This is a genomic window from Imbroritus primus, from assembly GCF_964332355.1.
Taxonomy (GTDB): Bacteria; Pseudomonadota; Gammaproteobacteria; order Burkholderiales; family Burkholderiaceae; genus Imbroritus; species Imbroritus primus.
Genome location: NZ_OZ201293.1, coordinates 2561726 through 2579984, shown reverse-complemented (window position 1 = coordinate 2579984; position 18259 = coordinate 2561726). Strand labels below are relative to the sequence as shown.

Sequence of the window (18259 nt, the reverse complement as noted above, 5' to 3'; positions counted from 1 at the left end):
GGACGGGCGGACCCTCCTGGTCGGCAATCAGGCCGTAAACTGCCCGGCCGCGTTCAGCAGGTTCTGCGCCTGGGCGCGCAGGCTGCCCAGGTCGCTGCCGATGCCGATGAATTGCGCGCCGGCTTGGGCATAAACACCAGCAGCCTCGAGGTTGGGGGCCAGTACGCCGGCCATCTTGCCGTGTGTCCTGACCTGCTCGATGCCGCGGACGATCTGGGCCCGTACCTCCGGATGATCGGCCTGCCCCAGCATGCCCATATCGGCCGAGAGGTCGGCCGGGCCGAAGAACAGCATGTCGACTTCCGGCAGCGCCGCGATACCGGGGATGGCGGCAAAGGCTTCCAGCGTCTCGATCTGGATGCCGATGGCGATCTCGTCACCGGCTTCCTGCAGGTAGTTCGGACGTGCGCCATGCCAGGCGGCACGGCCCGCCACCGACACGCCGCGCACACCGGCCGGCGGGTAGCGCGTGGCACGCACGATCTCGCGCGCTTCTTCCACGCTCTGCACGTACGGGAACAGGAAGTTCTTCACCCCGGCGTCGAGCATGCGCTTGATCAGCACCCGGTCGTTGCACGGCGGGCGCACCACGGGCGCGACGCTGCTGGAGTCCAGCACGCGCATCTGGTCGATGATGTCGCCCAGCTCGTTGGGCGAATGTTCCATGTCGAGCAGGAACCAGTCGTAGGGAATCGTCGATAGGGCTTCCACCGCCGTCGCCGAGCCGAGCGAGCACCACAGCCCGATCAGGCGCTGGTTGGCGCGCATGCGCGCGCGCAGGTCACTGATTTTGCAGACCATGGTTGCCTCAGTCGATCTTGACATTGGCCGAGGTGGCGATCTTGCTCCACTGCTCGTCGCTCTTCGCCACGAAGGAGGTGAAGGCAGCCACCGAGCCGGTGGCGACTTCGTCACCCTGTTCGACCAGGCGCTTCTTCAGTTCCGGATCCTGCATGGCCTTCACATAAGCGGCGTTCAGCTTTTCGACGATGGCTGCCGGCGTGCCGGCCGGCGCGAAGATACCGATCCAGCCGGTCAGGTCGAATTGCGGGTAGCCCGACTCGCGCATGGTCGGCAGGTTGGGGAAGGCGCTCGAGCGCTTTGCGGCAGTGGTCGCCAGACCGCGCAGCTTGCCGGCCTCGATGTGGCTGCGCACGTTCGGGATATTGGTGATCGAGAACAGCGTTTCGCCGGCCAGCAGGGAGGTCGCGACCTGCGCGCCACCGCCGAACGGAATGTGCACGGCGTCGGTCTTGGTCTGCGTCTTGAAGTATTCGCCGGCCAGGTGGACGATCGTGCCGTTACCCGAGGACGCGTAGTTGTACTTGCCCGGCGAGGCCTTCAGCTGGGCCACGAAGTCCTGCACCGTCTTGCCCTGAAACTTGTCCGAGGCCGCCAGGATCAGCGGCGACGAGGTCAGCTGCACCACCGGCGCCAGCGCCTTGGCCGGGCTGTAGCCGAGGTTCTTGTACACGGCCGGCGCAATCGAGATCGGGCCGGTGCCGGAGAACAGCAGCGTGTAGCCATCCGCCTTGGCATTGGCGACCAGCTTGCCGCCGAGCGTGCCGCCCGCGCCGGGTTTGTTTTCCACCACGACCGATTGCTTCAGTTCTTCACCGACCTGCTTGGCCGTCATGCGGGCCACCACGTCGAAGGCACCGCCCGCGCCGAACGGCACGATCAGAGTAATGGGGCGGGACGGATAAGCCGGATCAGCCGCCACGTTGAAGGTGGCGGCGCTGAGCAGGGTGGCGGCGAGCAGTTTGTATTGTTGTTTCACGTCTGGATCTCCACGAACGACAGAACTTCTTGGTACGGAAGGGGGGATTATATTTAAAAACGGGATTAAATGTTCCGTTTTCTTTTATTTATGCTGTTTCAATGATGAAAAACAGAAAAAATAATATTTGAAAGGCAGAAAAATGATACGAAATGGCTTGAGAGATGGCGGAGAGCGCCTTGGTCATCGGTTTCCGTCCAGAGGGTCATACCGTGTTCACGCAAGGCAATGCCTGGCGTACCGTTTTGATGATGGTGGCGGGTGGGAGTAACTGGCCCGGACGCCTTTCACCGGGGCGCGGTGTGGGTATCGACCGGATATGGGCGAGGGCGGAGTGTGACGTAGGGGTTCTGGACGCGCGATGGAGCTGAGCCCATCGCTGTCACGCGCCGCTTTTGGGATGGTTCGGTGGAGCGCGTGAAAACCGGCAAGGAGATGGACGGCGGCAGCTTTTGCATGGGCCGCCGCCATGGGTTCAGGCATTGGCGTGCCAGTCCCCCGACTTGCCACCATGTTTCTCCAGCAACCGCACGTCGCTGATCACCATGCCGCGATCGACAGCCTTGCACATATCGTAGATTGTCAGCAGGCCGACCTGCACGGCCGTCAGCGCTTCCATTTCCACACCGGTCTGGCCGCGCGTCTCGGCTTGCACGGTGCAGGTCACGGTGGCGTTGCCTTCGTCGAGCGCAAACTCGGCGGTCACGCGCGTGAGCGCCAGCGGATGGCACAGGGGAATCAGTTCCGAAGTGCGCTTGGCGCCCTGGATGGCAGCGATGCGGGCGATGCCGAGTACGTCGCCTTTCTTGGCGGTGCCGTCGCGCACCAGGGCAAAGGTGGACGGCAACATGCGGATCGTGCCGCTGGCCACGGCCACGCGATGCGTGACATCCTTGGCGCCGACATCCACCATATGGGCTTGTCCGGCGTGGTCAAAATGGGTCAATCCGGTCATGTGCTTGAGTCGCTTCGAGTCGGGTTCCACGGGCTGCTGCAAGCCGTCAGATATGCGGTTACACCTGCAGCCGGGAACGGTTGGCAGAGAACGCTATCATAGCAACATGCGCGTCTTCCGATCTCCTTTTCCTGCCCTGTCCATGCCGCGCCGGCCACTGGCGGCGGCACTGCTGATGGTTCTGTGCACCACCTCGCACGCCCAGGGTGCGCCCTTGCCGATGAGCGAGGACGCTGCCCGTGCGGCCGACCGTGTGCAGGGCAACCTGGAACGCAGCGTGCGCGCTGGCCAGGTTTCCGAGTTCGGGTTGCGCAACAGTACCGTCATCGAGCCCGGCAACCAGTTGCCGGATCTGGGCGATCCGTCGACTGCCTCGTTGTCGCCCGACATGGAACGCCGCCTTGGCGACCGCATCATGCGGCAGATCCGGCGCGATCCTGCCTATATGTCGGATCCGCTGCTGACGGATTACCTCAACGAAATCGGCTACCGGTTGATCGAAGCCGCGCGCAAGCAGCACGTGGCTGGCTCGGGCGGCGGCGGTTCGTTTGCCTCGGGCTTCGAGATTTTCGGTGTGCGTGACCGTTCCATCAATGCCTTCGCCTTGCCGGGCGGCTATATCGGCGTGCATTCCGGATTGCTGACGGCCGCCGATACGGAATCGGAACTGGCTGCCGTGCTTGGCCATGAAATCGGCCACGTCACACAGCGCCATATCGCGCGCGGCATTGGCAAGTCGGAACAGTCGATGTGGATCGCCCTGGGCAGCCTGCTGCTCGCCGGGCTGGCTGCTTCGGCCAGTCCCGATGCGGCGCAGGCGCTGGCCCTGGGCGGGCAGGCGGCGGCCGTGCAGAATCAGTTGTCATTCTCGCGTGATGCCGAGCGCGAGGCCGACCGCGTCGGCTTCCAGATCATGCTCGCGGCCGGTTTCGATCCGCAGGGCACGGCCGATTTCTTCCGGCGTATGCAGCGCGCCACCAGCATCAGCGAATCGTCGGTGCCGTCGTATGTGCGCACGCACCCGGTAACGACCGAGCGGATCGCCGACATGGAGAACCGTATCCGTGGCCTGAACTACCGCCGCCAGCCGACGCCATCGGAGTTCATGTTCGCCAAGGCGCGCGCGCGGGTGCTGCAGGAGACCGCGCCGAATGGGCAGGCCAGCGTGCGCGACAGCATGCGTACGGCGCTGCAGGGTGCGCGTCCCGAACAGGTGGCCGGCCTGTGGTACGGCATCGCCGTCGCCGAACAGCAGCTGGGCCGCTACGATGCCGCCGAGGCGGCGCTCCAGGAAGCGCGGCGCGCCTATGGCAACCTGCCGGCGCAGACCTCGGGCAGCCTCAGCCTCGATCTGCTCGCCATCGAGCTGATGCGTGCACGCGGTCGCATGGACGAGGCGCTGACGCAGTCGGCTGCGGTGGTCAAGGTGTATCCGCTGTCGCGGGCTGCGGCGGTGACGTATGGCGAGACGCTGCTGGGCGCGCAGCGGCTGGACCGGGCGGTGACGTTCCTGCGCGGCAAGACGCGTGACGACCGCAGCCAGGCCATCTGGTGGAACCTGCTGGCGCGCGCGTATGCCGCGCAAGGCAAGCGGGTGCAGCAGCATCAGGCGCTGGCCGAGCGCTATGCGCTCGAAGGTTCGCTGAACGAGGCGGTGCAGCAGTTGCGCATCGCCCGGCAGGCGGGCGATGGCGATTTCTATCTGCTCTCGGAAGTGGATGCGCGGCTCACGCAACTGGAACGCCAGTTCCGCGAGGAGCAGCGCGACAACAAGGCGCTACCCAACTGATGGTCTGCTGCGGGTGGCGAGTGACAGTCACGCGCATCCAGCGGATACGGCTGGACGATGCACCGCGGTGGTGCTCACGCTGGCGGCCCTGACAGCCATGGTATAGCGCCCTCACTGGCGGCCGAATTCCTCACCCATCTCGCGCCCCCGCGCTGCGGCGGCCTGCATGGCGCGCACGAACGCATCGCCCATGCCGGCATCGGCCATGGCGGTAAGCGCGGCGTAGGTCGTGCCGCCCTTCGACGTAACGCGCTCGCGCAGCGTGCTCACGGCTTCCGGCGATTCACCGGCCAGCGTGGCCGCACCCACGAAGGTTTCCACTGCCAGTGCACGGCCCTGTTCGGCGCTCAGTCCGAGTTCCGTGGCGGCGCGCTGCATGGCTTCGATGAAATAGAACACATAGGCCGGACCGCTGCCGGAGATGGCCGTCACCGCATCGATCTGCGCATCGTCAGCCACCCACAGGCTCTTGCCGACGGCATTGGCCACGGCGCTGGCCATGTCGCGGTCTGCAGCCGGCAACCCGGCCGGCCCGGCCAGGCCCGTCATGCCCATGCCGGCGAGGGCCGGCGTGTTTGGCATAGCGCGTACCACGCGGCTGTGGCCGTTGAGCCAGCGCGACAGGTCGGTCAGGCGAATGCCGGCGGCGACGCTGATCACCAGGCTGTCACCGAGATGCGGCGCGAGCGCTGCACAGGCCTCGCGGAACTGCTGCGGCTTGACTGCCAGTACTAGCACATCAGCTGCGCGCAGTCCGGCGTGCGGTGCATCGGCGGTAGCGATGCCGAAGTCGGCGGACAGCCGCTGGCGCGCGTCCGCGAACGGGTCGACGGCCTGGATAGCGCTTGCCGGCACGCCGCGCTTGCGCAGGCCACCGATGAGCGCGGTGGCCATGTTGCCGCCGCCGATGAAAGCAAAGGTCGATTGTGTCAGCATGATGATGTCATTCCGTGCGTGATCAGTGAGCGGCGCGTGGGCGCGCGCCGAAGATGGCTGTGCCGATGCGGACGATGGTCGCGCCCTCGGCAATGGCGGATTCGAGATCGGCCGACATGCCCATCGAGAGAGTGTCGACTGCGAGACCCCCCGTTCGCAGGGTATCCAGGGCGTGGCGTAGCGCCGCAAAGGCGCGGCGTTGCTCAGCGGGATCGTCGGATGGTGCCGGTACTGCCATCAGGCCGCGCAAGCGCAGGTTCGGCAGTGGCGCAATTGCCTGTGCCAGGGGCAGGACCTCGGCCGGCTCGACACCGCCCTTGGTAGCTTCCCCACTGATATTGACCTGGATACAGACTTGCAGCGGCTGCAGCCCGGTGGGGCGCTGCTCGGAGAGCCGTTGCGCCAGCTTCAGGCGGTCGATGGAATGTACCCAGTCGAAGTGCTCGGCGACCTGCCGGGTCTTGTTGCTTTGTAGCGGACCAATGAAATGCCATTCGAGCTGCGGACGCAGATCGGCCAACGCAGCCATCTTGCCCAGCGCTTCCTGCACATAGTTCTCACCGAAGCAGGACTGGCCGGCCGCCACCGCCTCCCGGACCGATTCCGCAGAAAAGGTCTTGGAGACCGCCATCAGCGTGACCGGATCGGCCCGGCTGCACGCTTGTTGCGCCGTGGCAATGCGTTGGCGCACGGCTTGCAAGTTGGCGAGAATGTCGGACATAATCCAGCGATATAAAGAGATAATCGAACCCGGGGGCATTATAGATGGACATCGCGCAACTGCTTGCCTTCGCTGTCAAGAGCAAGGCCTCCGACCTCCATCTGTCGGCCGGCCTGCCACCGATGATCCGGATTCACGGCGATATGCGCCGCATCAATGTCCCGCCGTTCGAGCACAAGGATGTGCACGCCATGGTGTACGACATCATGAGCGACAGCCAGCGCAAGGTCTACGAAGAGCACCTCGAGGTCGACTTCTCGTTCGAGATCACCGGCCTCGCGCGTTTCCGGGTCAATGCCTTCAACCAGTCGCGTGGCGCGTCCGCGGTGTTCCGGACGATTCCCTCCGAAGTGCTGACGCTCGAGACCCTCAAGGCGCCGGCGATCTTCTCGGAACTGAGCATGAAGCCGCGCGGCCTTGTGCTGGTGACGGGCCCGACCGGTTCGGGCAAGTCGACCACGCTGGCGGCCATGGTCAACCACCGCAACGAAAACGACATGGGTCACATCCTGACGGTGGAAGACCCGATCGAATTCGTGCACAGTTCCAAGAAGAGCCTGATCAACCAGCGCGAACTCGGGCCGCATACGCACTCGTTTGCCAATGCCCTGCGCTCGGCGCTGCGCGAGGACCCGGACGTGATCCTGGTCGGCGAGCTGCGCGACCTGGAGACCATCCGCCTGGCGCTGACGGCGGCGGAAACCGGCCACCTCGTCTTTGCCACGCTGCACACCAGCTCGGCAGCCAAGACCATCGACCGGGTGGTCGACGTGTTTCCGCCAGCCGAGAAGGAGATGGTGCGTACCATGCTGTCGGAGTCGCTGGAAGCAGTGATTTCGCAGACGCTGCTCAAGACGCGCGACGGTAACGGCCGGGTCGCGGCGCATGAGATCATGATCGCCACGCCGGCCATCCGCAACCTGATCCGCGAGAACAAGATCGCGCAGATGTATTCCATGATGCAGACGAGCTCCGCCATGGGCATGCAGACGCTCGACCAGTGCCTGGTCGATCTGGTGAAACGCAGCGTCGTCGGCTTCGACAGCGCGCGTGCCGTCGCAAAGAATCCTGATGTCTTCATGAACCGCTGACCACAACGGTTCGCAGCCGGGTCCGCCCGGCCGTTTTACGGGTGGACCCCATCATGCTCGATCAGCAATCTGCCGAAAAGTACATCCATGACCTGCTGCAGATGATGGCAGCCAATCGCGGGTCGGATCTGTTCATCACCGCCGATTTTCCGCCGGCCATCAAGGTCGATGGCAAGATCGCGCCGGTGTCGCCGCAACCGCTGACGGCTGCCCAGGTCACGATCCTGGTGCGCTCGATCATGAACGAGCGCCAGGCCGCCGAATTCGATGCCACGCACGAGTGCAACTTCGCCCTGCAGTCGCGCGAGACCGGGCGTTTCCGTGTCTCGGCCTTCATGCAGCAAGGCCGGCCCGGCATGGTGGCGCGGACCATCAATACGCGCATTCCGTCGGTGGCCGATCTTGCCTTGCCGCCGCAGTTGCACGATATCGTCATGGCCAAGCGCGGCCTGGTGATCGTCACCGGGGCCACCGGCTCGGGCAAATCGACCACGCTGGCAGCCATGCTGTCGCACCGCAATGCGCACTCGCATGGCCACATCATTACCATCGAGGATCCGATCGAGTACGTACATGCACACCAGAACTGCATCGTCACGCAGCGCGAGGTCGGCATCGACACGGAGTCGTGGCACATTGCCCTGAAGAACACGCTGCGCCAGGCGCCCGATGTCATCCTGATCGGCGAAATCCGGGACCGCGACACCATGGAATACGCAATGCAGTATGCCGAGACCGGGCACCTGTGCCTCGCCACGCTGCACGCCAACAACGCCAACCAGGCCATCGACCGTATCGTCAACTTCTTCCCGGAAGACAAGCGCCAGCAGGTGCTGATCGACCTCTCGCTGAACCTCAAGGCAATGGTGTCGCAGCGGTTGCTGCCGCGCCTTGGGCAAAAGGGCCGCGTGCCTGCCGTGGAAATCATGCTGGGCACGCCGCTGGTCGCCGACCTGATCTTCAACGGCAAGATCCACGAGCTCAAGGAAGTCATCAAGAAATCGCGCGAACAGGGCATGATCTCGTTCGATCAGGCGCTGTATGACCTCTACGAAAGCGATCTCATTTCCTACGAAGATGCGCTGCGCAATGCCGATTCGCTCAATGACCTGCGGCTGAACATCAAGCTCAACAGCCGCAAGGACGGCAAGCGCGACCTGACGGCCGGGACCGAGCATATCAATGTGATGTGACACGCTTCATGATTCTGCTCTCATGACCTCGATCTACGATTTTGATGTCCGTACCCTGGCTGGTGAAACTGTTTCGCTTGGTCAGTTTCGCGGCAAGGTGCTGCTCATCGTCAATACCGCCAGCGAATGTGGTTTCACACCACAGTATCGTGGCCTGCAGGCGCTCTACGACACTTACCGGGAGCGGGGGCTGGAGGTGCTGGGTTTTCCGTGCAACCAGTTCGGCAAGCAGGAGCCGGGCGGTTCGGCCAATATTGCCGCCTTCTGCGAAATGAACTACGGCGTGACGTTTCCGATGTTCGAGAAGATCGAGGTCAACGGCGCCGGCGCGCATCCGCTATATCGCTGGCTGACGCATGAGATTCCGGGCGTGCTCGGTCTCGAGGCCATCAAGTGGAACTTCACCAAGTTTCTGGTCGGCCGTGAAGGCACGGTGGCCAAGCGTTATGCGCCAACCACCAAGCCGGAGCAGCTGGCCGGCGACATCGAACTGCTGCTCGCGACCCGTCCCGCCTGACGCCATACCCGAACCGAAGACGGCCGCGCCGTGCGGGCACGGCCGTGCCTGTCTTCAGCGCGGTATCCACTGCGCCAGCAGCGGCACCAGGATCGCCGTCAAGACGCCGTTCAGTCCCATGCCGAGCGCCGCGAACGCGCCGGCCTCCTCGCTGACCTGAAATGCGCGTGCCGTGCCGATGCCGTGGGCGGCCAGCCCGGCGGAGAAGCCACGCACACTGTAGTCGCGCATGCGCAGCAGGTTGAGCAGCGGTGTCGCGCAGACGGCGCCGATCACTCCGGTGCACATCACGAATACCGCAGTGAGGGAGGGCAGCCCGCCGATTTTTTCGGCCACGCCCATGGCGATTGGAATGGTGACGGACTTGGGCGCGAGCGAACGCAGCGTCTCGCCGGATGCGCCCAGCAGCCAGGCCACCAGCACCACCGACACGATGGCGACGAGCGAGCCTGCCAGCAGGCCGCCGAGTAGCGGCAACAGGTTGCGGCGCAATTTGGGCAACTGCTGGTACAACGGCACGGCCAGCGCAACCGTCGCCGGACCGAGCAGAAAATGGACGAACTGCGCTCCATCGAAGTACGCATGGTAGGGCGTGTCGGTCACCAGCAGCAGGGTCACCAGGATCGCCACGGAGACCATCACCGGGTTGGCCAGCGGATTGGCGCGCAGCCGTTCGAACAAGGCAACGGCGGCGATGTATGCAAGCAGCGTGGCCGTCAGCCACAGCAGCGGGCTGGCGGCGAGATAGACCCAGACATCGGTGAGACGCGGCGCGATCATGATGGATTCTCCTCCGTCGTGCGGGGGGAGCGCCAGCGCATCAGGGCGCGCGTCACCCAGGCTGTGGTGGCGATGGCGAGAATGGTACTGACCAGCAGCGCAACGCCGATGGCGAACCATTCGCCGCCGATGCGCTGGGCATGCACCATGACACCGACACCGGCCGGCACGAACAGCAGCGAGAAGTGCTTGAGGATGGTGCTGGTGGTGCCCTGGATGACGCGCAGCAGACGGTCATCCACCGCCAGCCAGGTAAACAGCAGGATCATGCCGATCACCGGGCCGGGTACGGGCAGCTTGAGGGTGTAGCTGATGATCTCGCCGATCAGCTGAAACACCAGCAGGATGGCAAAGGCTTGCGGCATGGGGCAACTCCGGAAAACGCGCTGCAGCCATTATCGGGCGCGCCCGCCGCGGCCGACAAGCATCAGTTGCGGCGCTGTCTGTCATATCAGACGCACAGCGATGCCACCACAGTAGTGCGTCAGCGTATCCGCAGCAGGTCGTCCACCAGTTCGATCCAGTGCGCCACCGGTGTTGCGGTACCGCTCTGCAGATGTGTCAGGCAACCGATATTGGCCGAGACGATCATCTCCGGGCCGGTCGCCTGCAGGTTGGCGAGTTTTTCGTCGCGCAGCTGCTTCGATAGTGTCGGCTGCAGGATCGAATAGGTCCCCGCTGAGCCGCAGCACAGATGACTGTCGGCACACAGGCGGACATCGACGCCGAGCCCGGCGAGCAGCGTCTCGACCGCCCCGCGGATCTGCTGGCCATGCTGGAGCGTGCACGGCGGATGCCAGGCCACGCGCGGAGCATCCTGCGCGGGCCGCACGAGTGCCGCCAGTTCGGCCTGGTAGGCCGGCAGCAGTTCGCTCAGGTCCTTGGTCAGCGCGGACACGCGTCGGGCCTTGTCCGCATACATGGGATCGTGGCGCAGCAGGTGGCCATAGTCCTTGACCATCACGCCACAGCCGGAGGCGGTCATGACGATGGCTTCGGCGCCTGCCTCGATGGCCGGCCACCACGCATCGATATTGGCGCGCATATTGTCGAGTGCGCCAGCGTGGTCGTTCATGTGATGGCGGATCGCGCCGCAGCAGCCGGCCTCGGGCGCGGCGACGAGCGAGATGCCAAGACGGTCGAAGACACGCGCCGTGGCGGCATTGATATTGGGCGACATGGAAGGTTGCACGCAGCCTTCCAGCACCAGCATGCGGCGTGCGTGGCGCGGGGCAGGTCGCTGGCCAGGCGCGCGCGTCACCGGCACCTTGTCACGCAGCACGCCGGGCAGTAGCGGACGCAGCGCGCGCCCGATCTTCAAGGCCGGACCGAACAGCGCCGGCCGCGAGACGCCTTCGCGCAACGCCCAGCGCACCGCACGTTCACCGAGCGGACGCTGCACGCCCTTGGCCTCGAGTTGGTCTTCCACCACCTTGCGGCCGATGTCCACGAGGCGGCCGTAGGTGACGCCCGAGGGGCAGGTCGATTCGCAGTTACGGCAGGTCAGGCAGCGGTCCAGGTGCAGGCGCGTGCTTTCCGTGACTTCCGCGCCTTCCATCATTTGCTTCATCAGGTAGATGCGTCCGCGCGGCCCATCCAGTTCGTCGCCGAGCAGCTGGTAGGTCGGGCAGGTGGCCGTGCAAAAGCCGCAGTGCACGCACTTCTGCACAATGGCGGCGGCTTCCTCGCCTTCGGGCGTGTTGCGGATGAACTCGGCAAAATTGGTTTGCATGGGCGTCAGAACTCCGGATACATGCGGCCGCGATTGAAGATGCGGGCGGGGTCGAAGGCATCCTTGAGGCGGGTGTGGATGGCCGCGATAGGTGCGCTGAGTGGCGTGAATACGCCATCCGCCTTGTTGCCGTTGCGGAACAGCGTGGCGTGCCCGCCGGCCGCCTGCGCGGCAGCGCGTACCGTGACGGCGGGTGCATCGGTCAGCCACCAGCGTTGGCCGCCGCCCCATTCGATCAGTTGCGTGCCCGGCAGAGAGAGGACCGGCGCAGTCGACGGCACGGCGATACGCCACAGGGCCTGGCCTTGCAGCGCAGGCGCAAACCACGGGTGGGACTGTTCACGCAAGCTGCTCCACAAGACGTGCGCTTCGGTTTCATCGATGGGCGTGCCGCCAAGCCTGCCGATGGCCGCGCTCACCGCCGCGGCAGCGCCGGCCAGGCGTACATGCAGCACGTTGTCCGTCCACGCGGTCGCCGTGATCGGCAGCGGCTGGCCGCCCCAGCGATTGACTTGGAGCAACGCCTGCGCCTCATCGAGTTCGAAGCGCAGGGTCTGATGCGCCACTGGCAGTGGCAGCACCTTCATCGACACTTCCAGCACCAGGCCAAGCGTGCCGAGCGAGCCTGCCAGCAGGCGCGAGACATCGTAGCCGGCAACGTTCTTCATCACCTGACCGCCGAAGTGCATGATGTCGCCGCGTCCATCCATCACCACGGCGCCGAGCACGAAGTCCCGCAGCGCGCCCACGGCCTGCCGGCGCGGGCCGGACAGGCCTGCCGCCACGGTACCGCCGAACGTGGCGGCGGGGCCGAAGGCAGGCGGCTCGAAAGGCAGCATCTGGCGCTGCTCGGCCAGCGCGGTGGCCACATCGGCAAGCGGCGTGCCGCAACGCGCCGTGATCACCAGTTCAGCGGGATCATAGGCGACGATGCCGGCATGGGCGCGCGTGTCGAGAATTTCGCCGACCGGATCCTGGCCGTAGAAATCCTTGGTGCCGCTGCCGCGCAGGCGCAGGGGCGTGCCGCTGGCGGTCGCGGCCCGGATGCGGTCGCGAAAGGTGTCGAGAATGGCGGTCATTGGAGCGGGCGGGTAAGAATGGCTGGCATGGCTAGCGGACCTCCGGGGAGGAGGGCGGAAGGGACGGAAGTTCAGCGCCGCAGCGCCGGCAGTAGAGGGCGTCGGTCTCGTGGCCTTCGGTCAGGCAAGCCGCGCAGCGGCGCGCCGTGACGTGCCGGCGCAGCATGGTCGCAGCCAGTTCCGCACCGAGGATGCCGGTGGGAAAGGCGATGATGCCGTAGCCCAGCATGATGGTGACCGAGGTGATGAACTGGCCGACCGCAGTGCGCGGCACGAGGTCCCCGAAGCCCGTGGTGCTGAGTGTGACCACAGCCCAGTAGATACTCACCGGGATATTGCGGAAGCCATGTTCCGGGCCTTCCACCACATACATGATGGTGCCGAGGATGACCACGATAATGCCGACCGCGGCGAGAAACACGAGGATCTTGCGATGCGCGGCGGCAAGCGCGCGCATCAGGACCTGGGCTTCGTCGAAGTACAGCGGGATCTTCATGATGCGGAAGATGCGCAGCAGCCGCAGCAGGCGCACGTCGATCAGCGCATACAGCTCCGGGAAGAAGAACGCGAGATAGGTCGGCAGCACGGCCAGCAGGTCGACGACGCCATACAGGCTCAATGCATAGCGCAAGGGGCGCTGCACCACCATCAGCCGCACCACGTATTCCACCGTGAACAGCAGCGTGAAGCACCACTCCAGGATGCGCAGCGGCAGGCCGATGACGGCACGCACCTCCGCCACGCTGTCGAGTATCACCACGGCGACACTCGCTGCGATGGCGGCCAGCAGCCACAGGTCGAAATTCCGGCCGGCCGGCGTGTCGGCCTCGAAGATGATCGTATACCAGTGCTGCCGCCAGCCTTCGCGTTCGGACATGCCAAACGTCGCGCGCGGTGTCATGGCTTTCGGTTGTTTCATGCTCATGCTCAGAAGCGCGGCAGGTCCGGGTGCGGCAGCAGGCCGTTGCGCACATGTAGCTTGCCGTACTCGGCGCAACGGGCCAGCGTGGGAATGGCCTTGTCCGGGTTGAGCAGCTTGGCGGGGTCGAAGGCGGCCTTCACGCGGAAAAACATTTCCAGTTCCTGCGGCGAAAACTGGACGCAGGCGGAGTTGAGTTTCTCCACGCCCACGCCATGTTCGCCGGTGACCGTGCCGCCGAGTTCGACGCAGGTCTCAAGGATGTCCGCACCGAACAATTCCGCGCGGTGCCATTCATCCTGATCCGCGCCGTTGAACAGGATGAGCGGATGCATATTGCCGTCGCCGGCATGGAACACGTTGATGCAGCGCAGGCGATACTTGGCTTCCATCTCCTGAATGCGGCGCAGCAGCGTGCCGATATGCTTGCGCGGGATCGTGCCATCCATGCAGTAGTAGTCGGCGGAAATACGGCCGGCAGCAGGGAAGGCGTTTTTGCGTCCGCTCCAGAAACGCAGCCGTTCGGCCTCGCTCTGCGACACCTGGATCCGCGTGGCGCCACAGCCGCGCAGGACCTCGCTCATGCGCTCGATTTCCTCGGCCACTTCCTCGGGCGTGCCGTCCGACTCGCACAGCAGAATGGCTTCCGCCTCCAGGTCGTAACCGGCCTTGACGAATTCCTCGACGGCTGCGGTCGCGGGCTTGTCCATCATCTCCAGCCCGGCGGGAATGATGCCGGCGGCGATCACGGCGGCCACTGCATTGCCGCCCGCTTCCACATCGTTGAAGCTCGCCATGATGACCTGTGCCAGTTGCGGCTTGGGGACGAGCCGCACGGTGATTTCGGTGACCACGGCCAACATACCTTCCGAGCCGATCAGTGTGGCCAGCAGGTCGAGACCCGGGGCATCCGGCGCTTCGGAGCCGAATTCCACGACCTCGCCCTGCATCGTCACCGCGCGTACGCGCAGCACGTTGTGCACGGTCAGTCCGTACTTGAGGCAATGCACGCCGCCCGAGTTCTCGCTGACATTGCCGCCGATGGTGCAGGCGATCTGCGAAGACGGATCGGGGGCGTAGTACAGTCCGTGCGGCGCGGCGGCCTCGGAGATGGCGAGGTTGCGCACGCCCGGCTGTACGATGGCCGTGCGCGACAGCGGATCGACCTTGATGATCTTCTTGAACCGCGCCAGCGACAGCACCAGTCCGTTGCCGATCGGCATGGCGCCGCCCGACAGGCTGGTGCCGGCGCCGCGCGGTACGACTGGCACGCCGAGGGCATGGCAGGCGGCGAGAATCTGGCAGACCTGCGCTTCGTTCTCGGGCAGCACCACGGCTAGCGGCACTTGCCGGTAGGCGGCCAGGCCGTCGCATTCGTAGGGGATGGTGTCTTCCTGCTTCCACAGCAGGCAATGGTCGGGCACGATGCCGGCGAGGGCCGAGAGCAGTGCGGCCTGGGCCGCATCGCGGGTCGGGGCGGAAGTCGGTTCGAGCGGGGCGTTCATGCGGTGTCTCCCTGTCATGGCCGGCGGCGCTGCACAACAGGCGGCCGCGGCACGGGCTGGGATGACTATAACGCACGCTACCGGCCGGCGCATCGCCGTACAGGCGATCTCAGGCATGAAATCGGCGGGGGGCGGGGACGAAAATTTCTCATCCCCGGATAGTTCACCAGTCGAGCCCCAGCAGCCAGTCGACGAAATACTGCGCTTCAGGCTTGAGCGGCATCTGGCGGCGCTCGACGATGTAATAGGCGTGCGGCGACATGGATTCCACATCGAGCAGCCGCACCATCTGGCCGAGCCGCAGCCATTGCTGGGCCATGCGCTGGCGCACCAGCGCCACGCCCTGATTGGAGGTGACGGCCTCAAGCATCAGGCCCACATCGTTGAATTGCGGACCGACTTGCGGCTCTTCCCAGTCGAGGCCAGCCCGCTCGAACCACGGCTTCCATGGTTCGAGCGGGCTGCGCAGCAGCACCAGGTTGTGCAGGTCCGACGGCTGCGTGATGCGGCGGCCATTGACCGCCTCGTAGTAGTCGCGCCCGCAGGCCGGGAACACCGGCTCGTTGAGCAGCAGCGTGGTCTTGAACTCCGGGTAGTGGCCGGTGCCGAAGCGGATCTCGACATCACTTTCCTCCGCCTTCACGTCGAGGAACGGAATCGCCAGATGCAGTTCGATGTCGATATGCGGATACAGCGCGACGAACTCCGGCAGGCGCGGTACGAGATGCTGCCGGCCGAAGGTCGGCGGAATGGCCACGCGCAGCCGTACGCGCGTGTTGCTGAACTCGGGGCGTGCCAGACCGTTCAGCGCCTTGAGCGCGGCCTGCACGCTGCGCAGGTTGCGCGCACCGCTGGCCGTGAGCCGTAGCGACGAGCTGGCGCGCACGAACAGTTCCTCGCCCCACAGCTCTTCCAGGTTCTTGATGCGGTGCGAGACCGCGCTCGGCGTGACCGACAGCTCCTCGGCAGCGCGCGCAAAGCTGGCATGACGCGCCGCCGCTTCGAAGGCGACGAGCAGATGCAGCGGCGGAATACGGTTGAACAGGGACGAGGACATGCGACGTGGGTCAATCGGTCGAATTGGCGCGACGCGCGCGTCGCACTGTGCGCCATTGTACGCCCGTCGCGCCGGCATTCCCGAAGGCCGGTAACCCGTGCCCTGCGACCATGTGGACCCTTGCCGCTGCGCTCAAGCTTCACGGGTTGGGCAGGTCGGCGCGGAAGGCGGGCATCGCAGCCGTTGCCGCTGTAGCGAGCCTCGCAGCGTTCCGGCGATAATGCGGCCTTGTCATTTTGTATTTCACAGGACGCACGCATGGGAAACCGCCTCAGCAAGATCGCCACGCGTACCGGCGACGATGGCACAACAGGACTTGGCGACGGCACGCGTACTGGCAAGGACAGCCTGCGCATCCACGCCCTGGGCGAGGTCGACGAACTGAACTCGCACATCGGCGTGCTGTTGACGGAAACGCTGCCAGACGGCATCCGCACCGCTCTGCTGGAGATCCAGCACGACCTGTTCGATCTCGGCGGGGAGTTGTGCATTCCCGGCTATACGCTGCTCAAGACCGAGCGCGTGGCGCAGCTCGATGCGTGGCTCGCCGAACACAACGCCACTCTGCCGCGCCTGAAGGAATTCATTCTCCCTGGGGGTAGCCGCGCCGCGGCGCAGGCGCACGTGTGCCGCACGGTATGCCGCCGCGCCGAGCGCGCGGTGGTGGCGCTGGAGCGCACCGAAACCGTGAACGACAGCGCGCGTCAGTATCTGAACCGGCTGTCGGACCTGATGTTCGTGCTGGCGCGTGTATTGAATCGTGCGGATGGCGGCACGGACGTACTGTGGCAGCGCGAGCGGACCTAGAGAGGGCGCAACCGTCGCGTCGGATAGCCTTGCACGCCGCTGATCGCTGCCTGTGCCGGAAAGAAAAAATGGCGTGTCCATCGACACGCCATTTTTTCATCTGCCGGTGCGGGCTCTGTTGCTGGCCCAAGTGCCGCTTTCGTGCCGCGTGATGACTGTCGCAGTGCCGCAGGCGTGCAGATCAGTTGCCGCCATTCCCGGCCAGACGCCGCTGGCGTACGCCGGCGGCAAGCGACTCCAGCGCCTTCAGGGTGTCGTCCCAGTTGATGCAGGCATCGGTCACGCTCTGGCCATAAGTGAGGTTCTCGACCGGCGTCCCCTGCACGTGGTCCTGGCGGCCGGCCACGAGGTGCGATTCGATCATCACGCCGATGATGCGCTGATCGCCGGCGCCAAGCTGGCGAGCGATGTCGTCGCACACTGGCAGCTGGTTCTCGTGCTTCTTGCTGCTGTTGGCATGGGAGGCATCAATCATCAGACGCGCCGCGAGGCCCGACTTGGCAATCGCATCGCAGGCTTCCTGCACGCTTGCCGCATCGTAGTTCGGTGCTTTGCCGCCGCGCAGGATGACGTGGCAGTCCTCGTTGCCGCTGGTCGAGACGATGGCCGAGTGGCCGCCCTTGGTGACCGACAGGAAATGGTGCGGCTGGCTCGCGGCCTTGATGGCGTCGACGGCAATCTTCACGTTGCCGTCGGTACCGTTCTTGAAGCCCACCGGGCACGACAGCCCGGAGGCCAGTTCACGGTGCACCTGGCTCTCCGTGGTGCGCGCGCCGATGGCGCCCCAGCTGACGAGGTCCGCCACGTACTGCGGGCTGATCATGTCGAGGAATTCCGTGCCGGCCGGCAGGCCCAGCTCGTTGATATTGAGGAGCAGTTCCCGGGCGATGCGTAGACCGTCGTTGATCTTGAAGCTGCCGTCCATGTACGGGTCGTTGATCAGGCCTTTCCAACCCACCGTGGTACGCGGCTTTTCGAAGTACACGCGCATGACGATTTCCAGTTCGCCGGCGAAGCGGTCGCGCTGCTCGCGCAGCAGGCGCGCATATTCCATGGCTGCCTTGGTGTCATGGATCGAGCATGGTCCGACGATGACGATCAGGCGGTCGTCCATGCCGTGCAGGATACGGTGCATGGCTTGACGGGCGTCGTAGATCACATCCGAGGCATTTTCGGAGCACTTGAACTCGCGGATCAGATGCGCGGGCGGTTGTAGCTCTTTCAGTTCACGAATGCGTAAGTCGTCGGTGTTCTTCGGCATGATGGGCTCCGGGGGATGTCTCTGGGTGGTGTGTTCAGTGCAAATCAGATTGGGCGAGGTCAAAAAAAAACCGCCAGCGCGTTGGCTGGCGGTTTTTTCGAATTCGTCGCGTACTACCGATCCTCTCTTTCCGCCAG

18 protein-coding genes are annotated in these 18259 nt (G+C 65.0%); 5 read left to right on the top strand and 13 right to left on the bottom strand.

Going from position 1 to position 18259, the window contains the following annotated elements:
* Positions 1-27 precede the first annotated feature (27 nt).
* The 3 genes from ACQ3C8_RS11835 to moaC form a co-directional block, all read right to left on the bottom strand.
* The gene (locus ACQ3C8_RS11835) at positions 28-801 is read right to left on the bottom strand and encodes an HpcH/HpaI aldolase family protein (RefSeq protein WP_428851677.1); all 774 of its coding nucleotides are present in this window, start codon (positions 799-801) and stop codon (positions 28-30) included.
* Positions 802-808: 7 nt separating this feature from the next.
* A complete protein-coding gene (locus ACQ3C8_RS11830; protein ID WP_428851676.1) occupies positions 809-1780 on the bottom strand; it encodes a Bug family tripartite tricarboxylate transporter substrate binding protein in 972 nt (323 codons plus the stop codon).
* Between the two features lie 475 nt (positions 1781-2255).
* Positions 2256-2735, bottom strand: a complete 480-nt coding sequence (gene moaC / locus ACQ3C8_RS11825; RefSeq protein WP_428853072.1) for a cyclic pyranopterin monophosphate synthase MoaC — start codon at positions 2733-2735, stop codon at positions 2256-2258.
* Between the two features lie 106 nt (positions 2736-2841).
* On the opposite strand from moaC, the gene ACQ3C8_RS11820 reads away from it, so the two are divergent.
* Positions 2842-4524, top strand: a complete 1683-nt coding sequence (locus tag ACQ3C8_RS11820) for a beta-barrel assembly-enhancing protease (protein WP_428851675.1) — start codon at positions 2842-2844, stop codon at positions 4522-4524.
* Positions 4525-4635: 111 nt separating this feature from the next.
* Here ACQ3C8_RS11820 and proC read toward each other — a convergent pair whose 3' ends face one another.
* Together proC and ACQ3C8_RS11810 are read right to left on the bottom strand one after the other, a co-directional pair.
* The gene (gene proC, locus ACQ3C8_RS11815; RefSeq protein ID WP_428851674.1) at positions 4636-5460 is read right to left on the bottom strand and encodes a pyrroline-5-carboxylate reductase; all 825 of its coding nucleotides are present in this window, start codon (positions 5458-5460) and stop codon (positions 4636-4638) included.
* 22 nt (positions 5461-5482) lie between these two features.
* Positions 5483-6181, bottom strand: coding sequence for a YggS family pyridoxal phosphate-dependent enzyme (locus ACQ3C8_RS11810; protein WP_428851673.1), 699 nt, complete (start codon positions 6179-6181; stop codon positions 5483-5485).
* Positions 6182-6225: 44 nt separating this feature from the next.
* On the opposite strand from ACQ3C8_RS11810, the gene ACQ3C8_RS11805 reads away from it, so the two are divergent.
* The 3 genes from ACQ3C8_RS11805 to ACQ3C8_RS11795 are packed head-to-tail and all read left to right on the top strand — an operon-like array spanning position 6226 to position 8982.
* Complete coding sequence (locus ACQ3C8_RS11805; RefSeq protein WP_009523425.1) at positions 6226-7272, top strand: type IV pilus twitching motility protein PilT; 1047 nt, start codon at positions 6226-6228, stop codon at positions 7270-7272.
* 53 nt (positions 7273-7325) lie between these two features.
* Complete coding sequence (locus ACQ3C8_RS11800) at positions 7326-8465, top strand: PilT/PilU family type 4a pilus ATPase (protein ID WP_009523424.1); 1140 nt, start codon at positions 7326-7328, stop codon at positions 8463-8465.
* Positions 8466-8487: 22 nt separating this feature from the next.
* On the top strand, positions 8488-8982 hold the full coding sequence (locus ACQ3C8_RS11795) for a glutathione peroxidase (RefSeq protein WP_009523423.1): 495 nt from the start codon (positions 8488-8490) through the stop codon (positions 8980-8982).
* Positions 8983-9036: 54 nt separating this feature from the next.
* On the opposite strand, the gene ACQ3C8_RS11790 is transcribed toward ACQ3C8_RS11795, so the two are convergent.
* The 7 genes from ACQ3C8_RS11790 to ACQ3C8_RS11760 form a co-directional block, all read right to left on the bottom strand.
* Positions 9037-9762, bottom strand: a complete 726-nt coding sequence (locus tag ACQ3C8_RS11790) for an LrgB family protein (RefSeq protein ID WP_009523422.1) — start codon at positions 9760-9762, stop codon at positions 9037-9039.
* Entirely contained in the window at positions 9759-10127 is a 369-nt protein-coding gene (locus ACQ3C8_RS11785; RefSeq protein WP_009523421.1) for a CidA/LrgA family protein, read from the bottom strand. The genes ACQ3C8_RS11790 and ACQ3C8_RS11785 overlap by 4 nt, the downstream gene beginning before the upstream one ends.
* A gap of 119 nt (positions 10128-10246) precedes the next feature.
* The gene (gene glcF / locus ACQ3C8_RS11780) at positions 10247-11494 is read right to left on the bottom strand and encodes a glycolate oxidase subunit GlcF (protein ID WP_428851672.1); all 1248 of its coding nucleotides are present in this window, start codon (positions 11492-11494) and stop codon (positions 10247-10249) included.
* A gap of 5 nt (positions 11495-11499) precedes the next feature.
* Positions 11500-12573, bottom strand: coding sequence for a glycolate oxidase subunit GlcE (gene glcE / locus ACQ3C8_RS11775; RefSeq protein ID WP_428851671.1), 1074 nt, complete (start codon positions 12571-12573; stop codon positions 11500-11502).
* A 31-nt stretch (positions 12574-12604) separates the two neighbouring features.
* On the bottom strand, positions 12605-13492 hold the full coding sequence (locus ACQ3C8_RS11770; RefSeq protein ID WP_428851670.1) for an ion transporter: 888 nt from the start codon (positions 13490-13492) through the stop codon (positions 12605-12607).
* Between the two features lie 8 nt (positions 13493-13500).
* Positions 13501-14997: an FAD-linked oxidase C-terminal domain-containing protein gene (locus ACQ3C8_RS11765; protein WP_428851669.1), complete on the bottom strand. Its 1497-nt coding sequence runs from the start codon at positions 14995-14997 to the stop codon at positions 13501-13503.
* Positions 14998-15160: 163 nt separating this feature from the next.
* A complete protein-coding gene (locus tag ACQ3C8_RS11760) occupies positions 15161-16054 on the bottom strand; it encodes a LysR substrate-binding domain-containing protein (RefSeq protein ID WP_009523416.1) in 894 nt (297 codons plus the stop codon).
* A 258-nt stretch (positions 16055-16312) separates the two neighbouring features.
* Between ACQ3C8_RS11760 and ACQ3C8_RS11755 the strand changes: the two genes are divergently transcribed.
* A complete protein-coding gene (locus ACQ3C8_RS11755) occupies positions 16313-16861 on the top strand; it encodes a cob(I)yrinic acid a,c-diamide adenosyltransferase (protein WP_428851668.1) in 549 nt (182 codons plus the stop codon).
* A 181-nt stretch (positions 16862-17042) separates the two neighbouring features.
* Here the strand turns inward: ACQ3C8_RS11755 and aroG are convergent, their stop codons facing one another.
* A complete protein-coding gene (aroG, locus tag ACQ3C8_RS11750) occupies positions 17043-18125 on the bottom strand; it encodes a 3-deoxy-7-phosphoheptulonate synthase AroG (protein ID WP_037030575.1) in 1083 nt (360 codons plus the stop codon).
* Between the last annotated feature and the right edge of the window lie 134 nt (positions 18126-18259).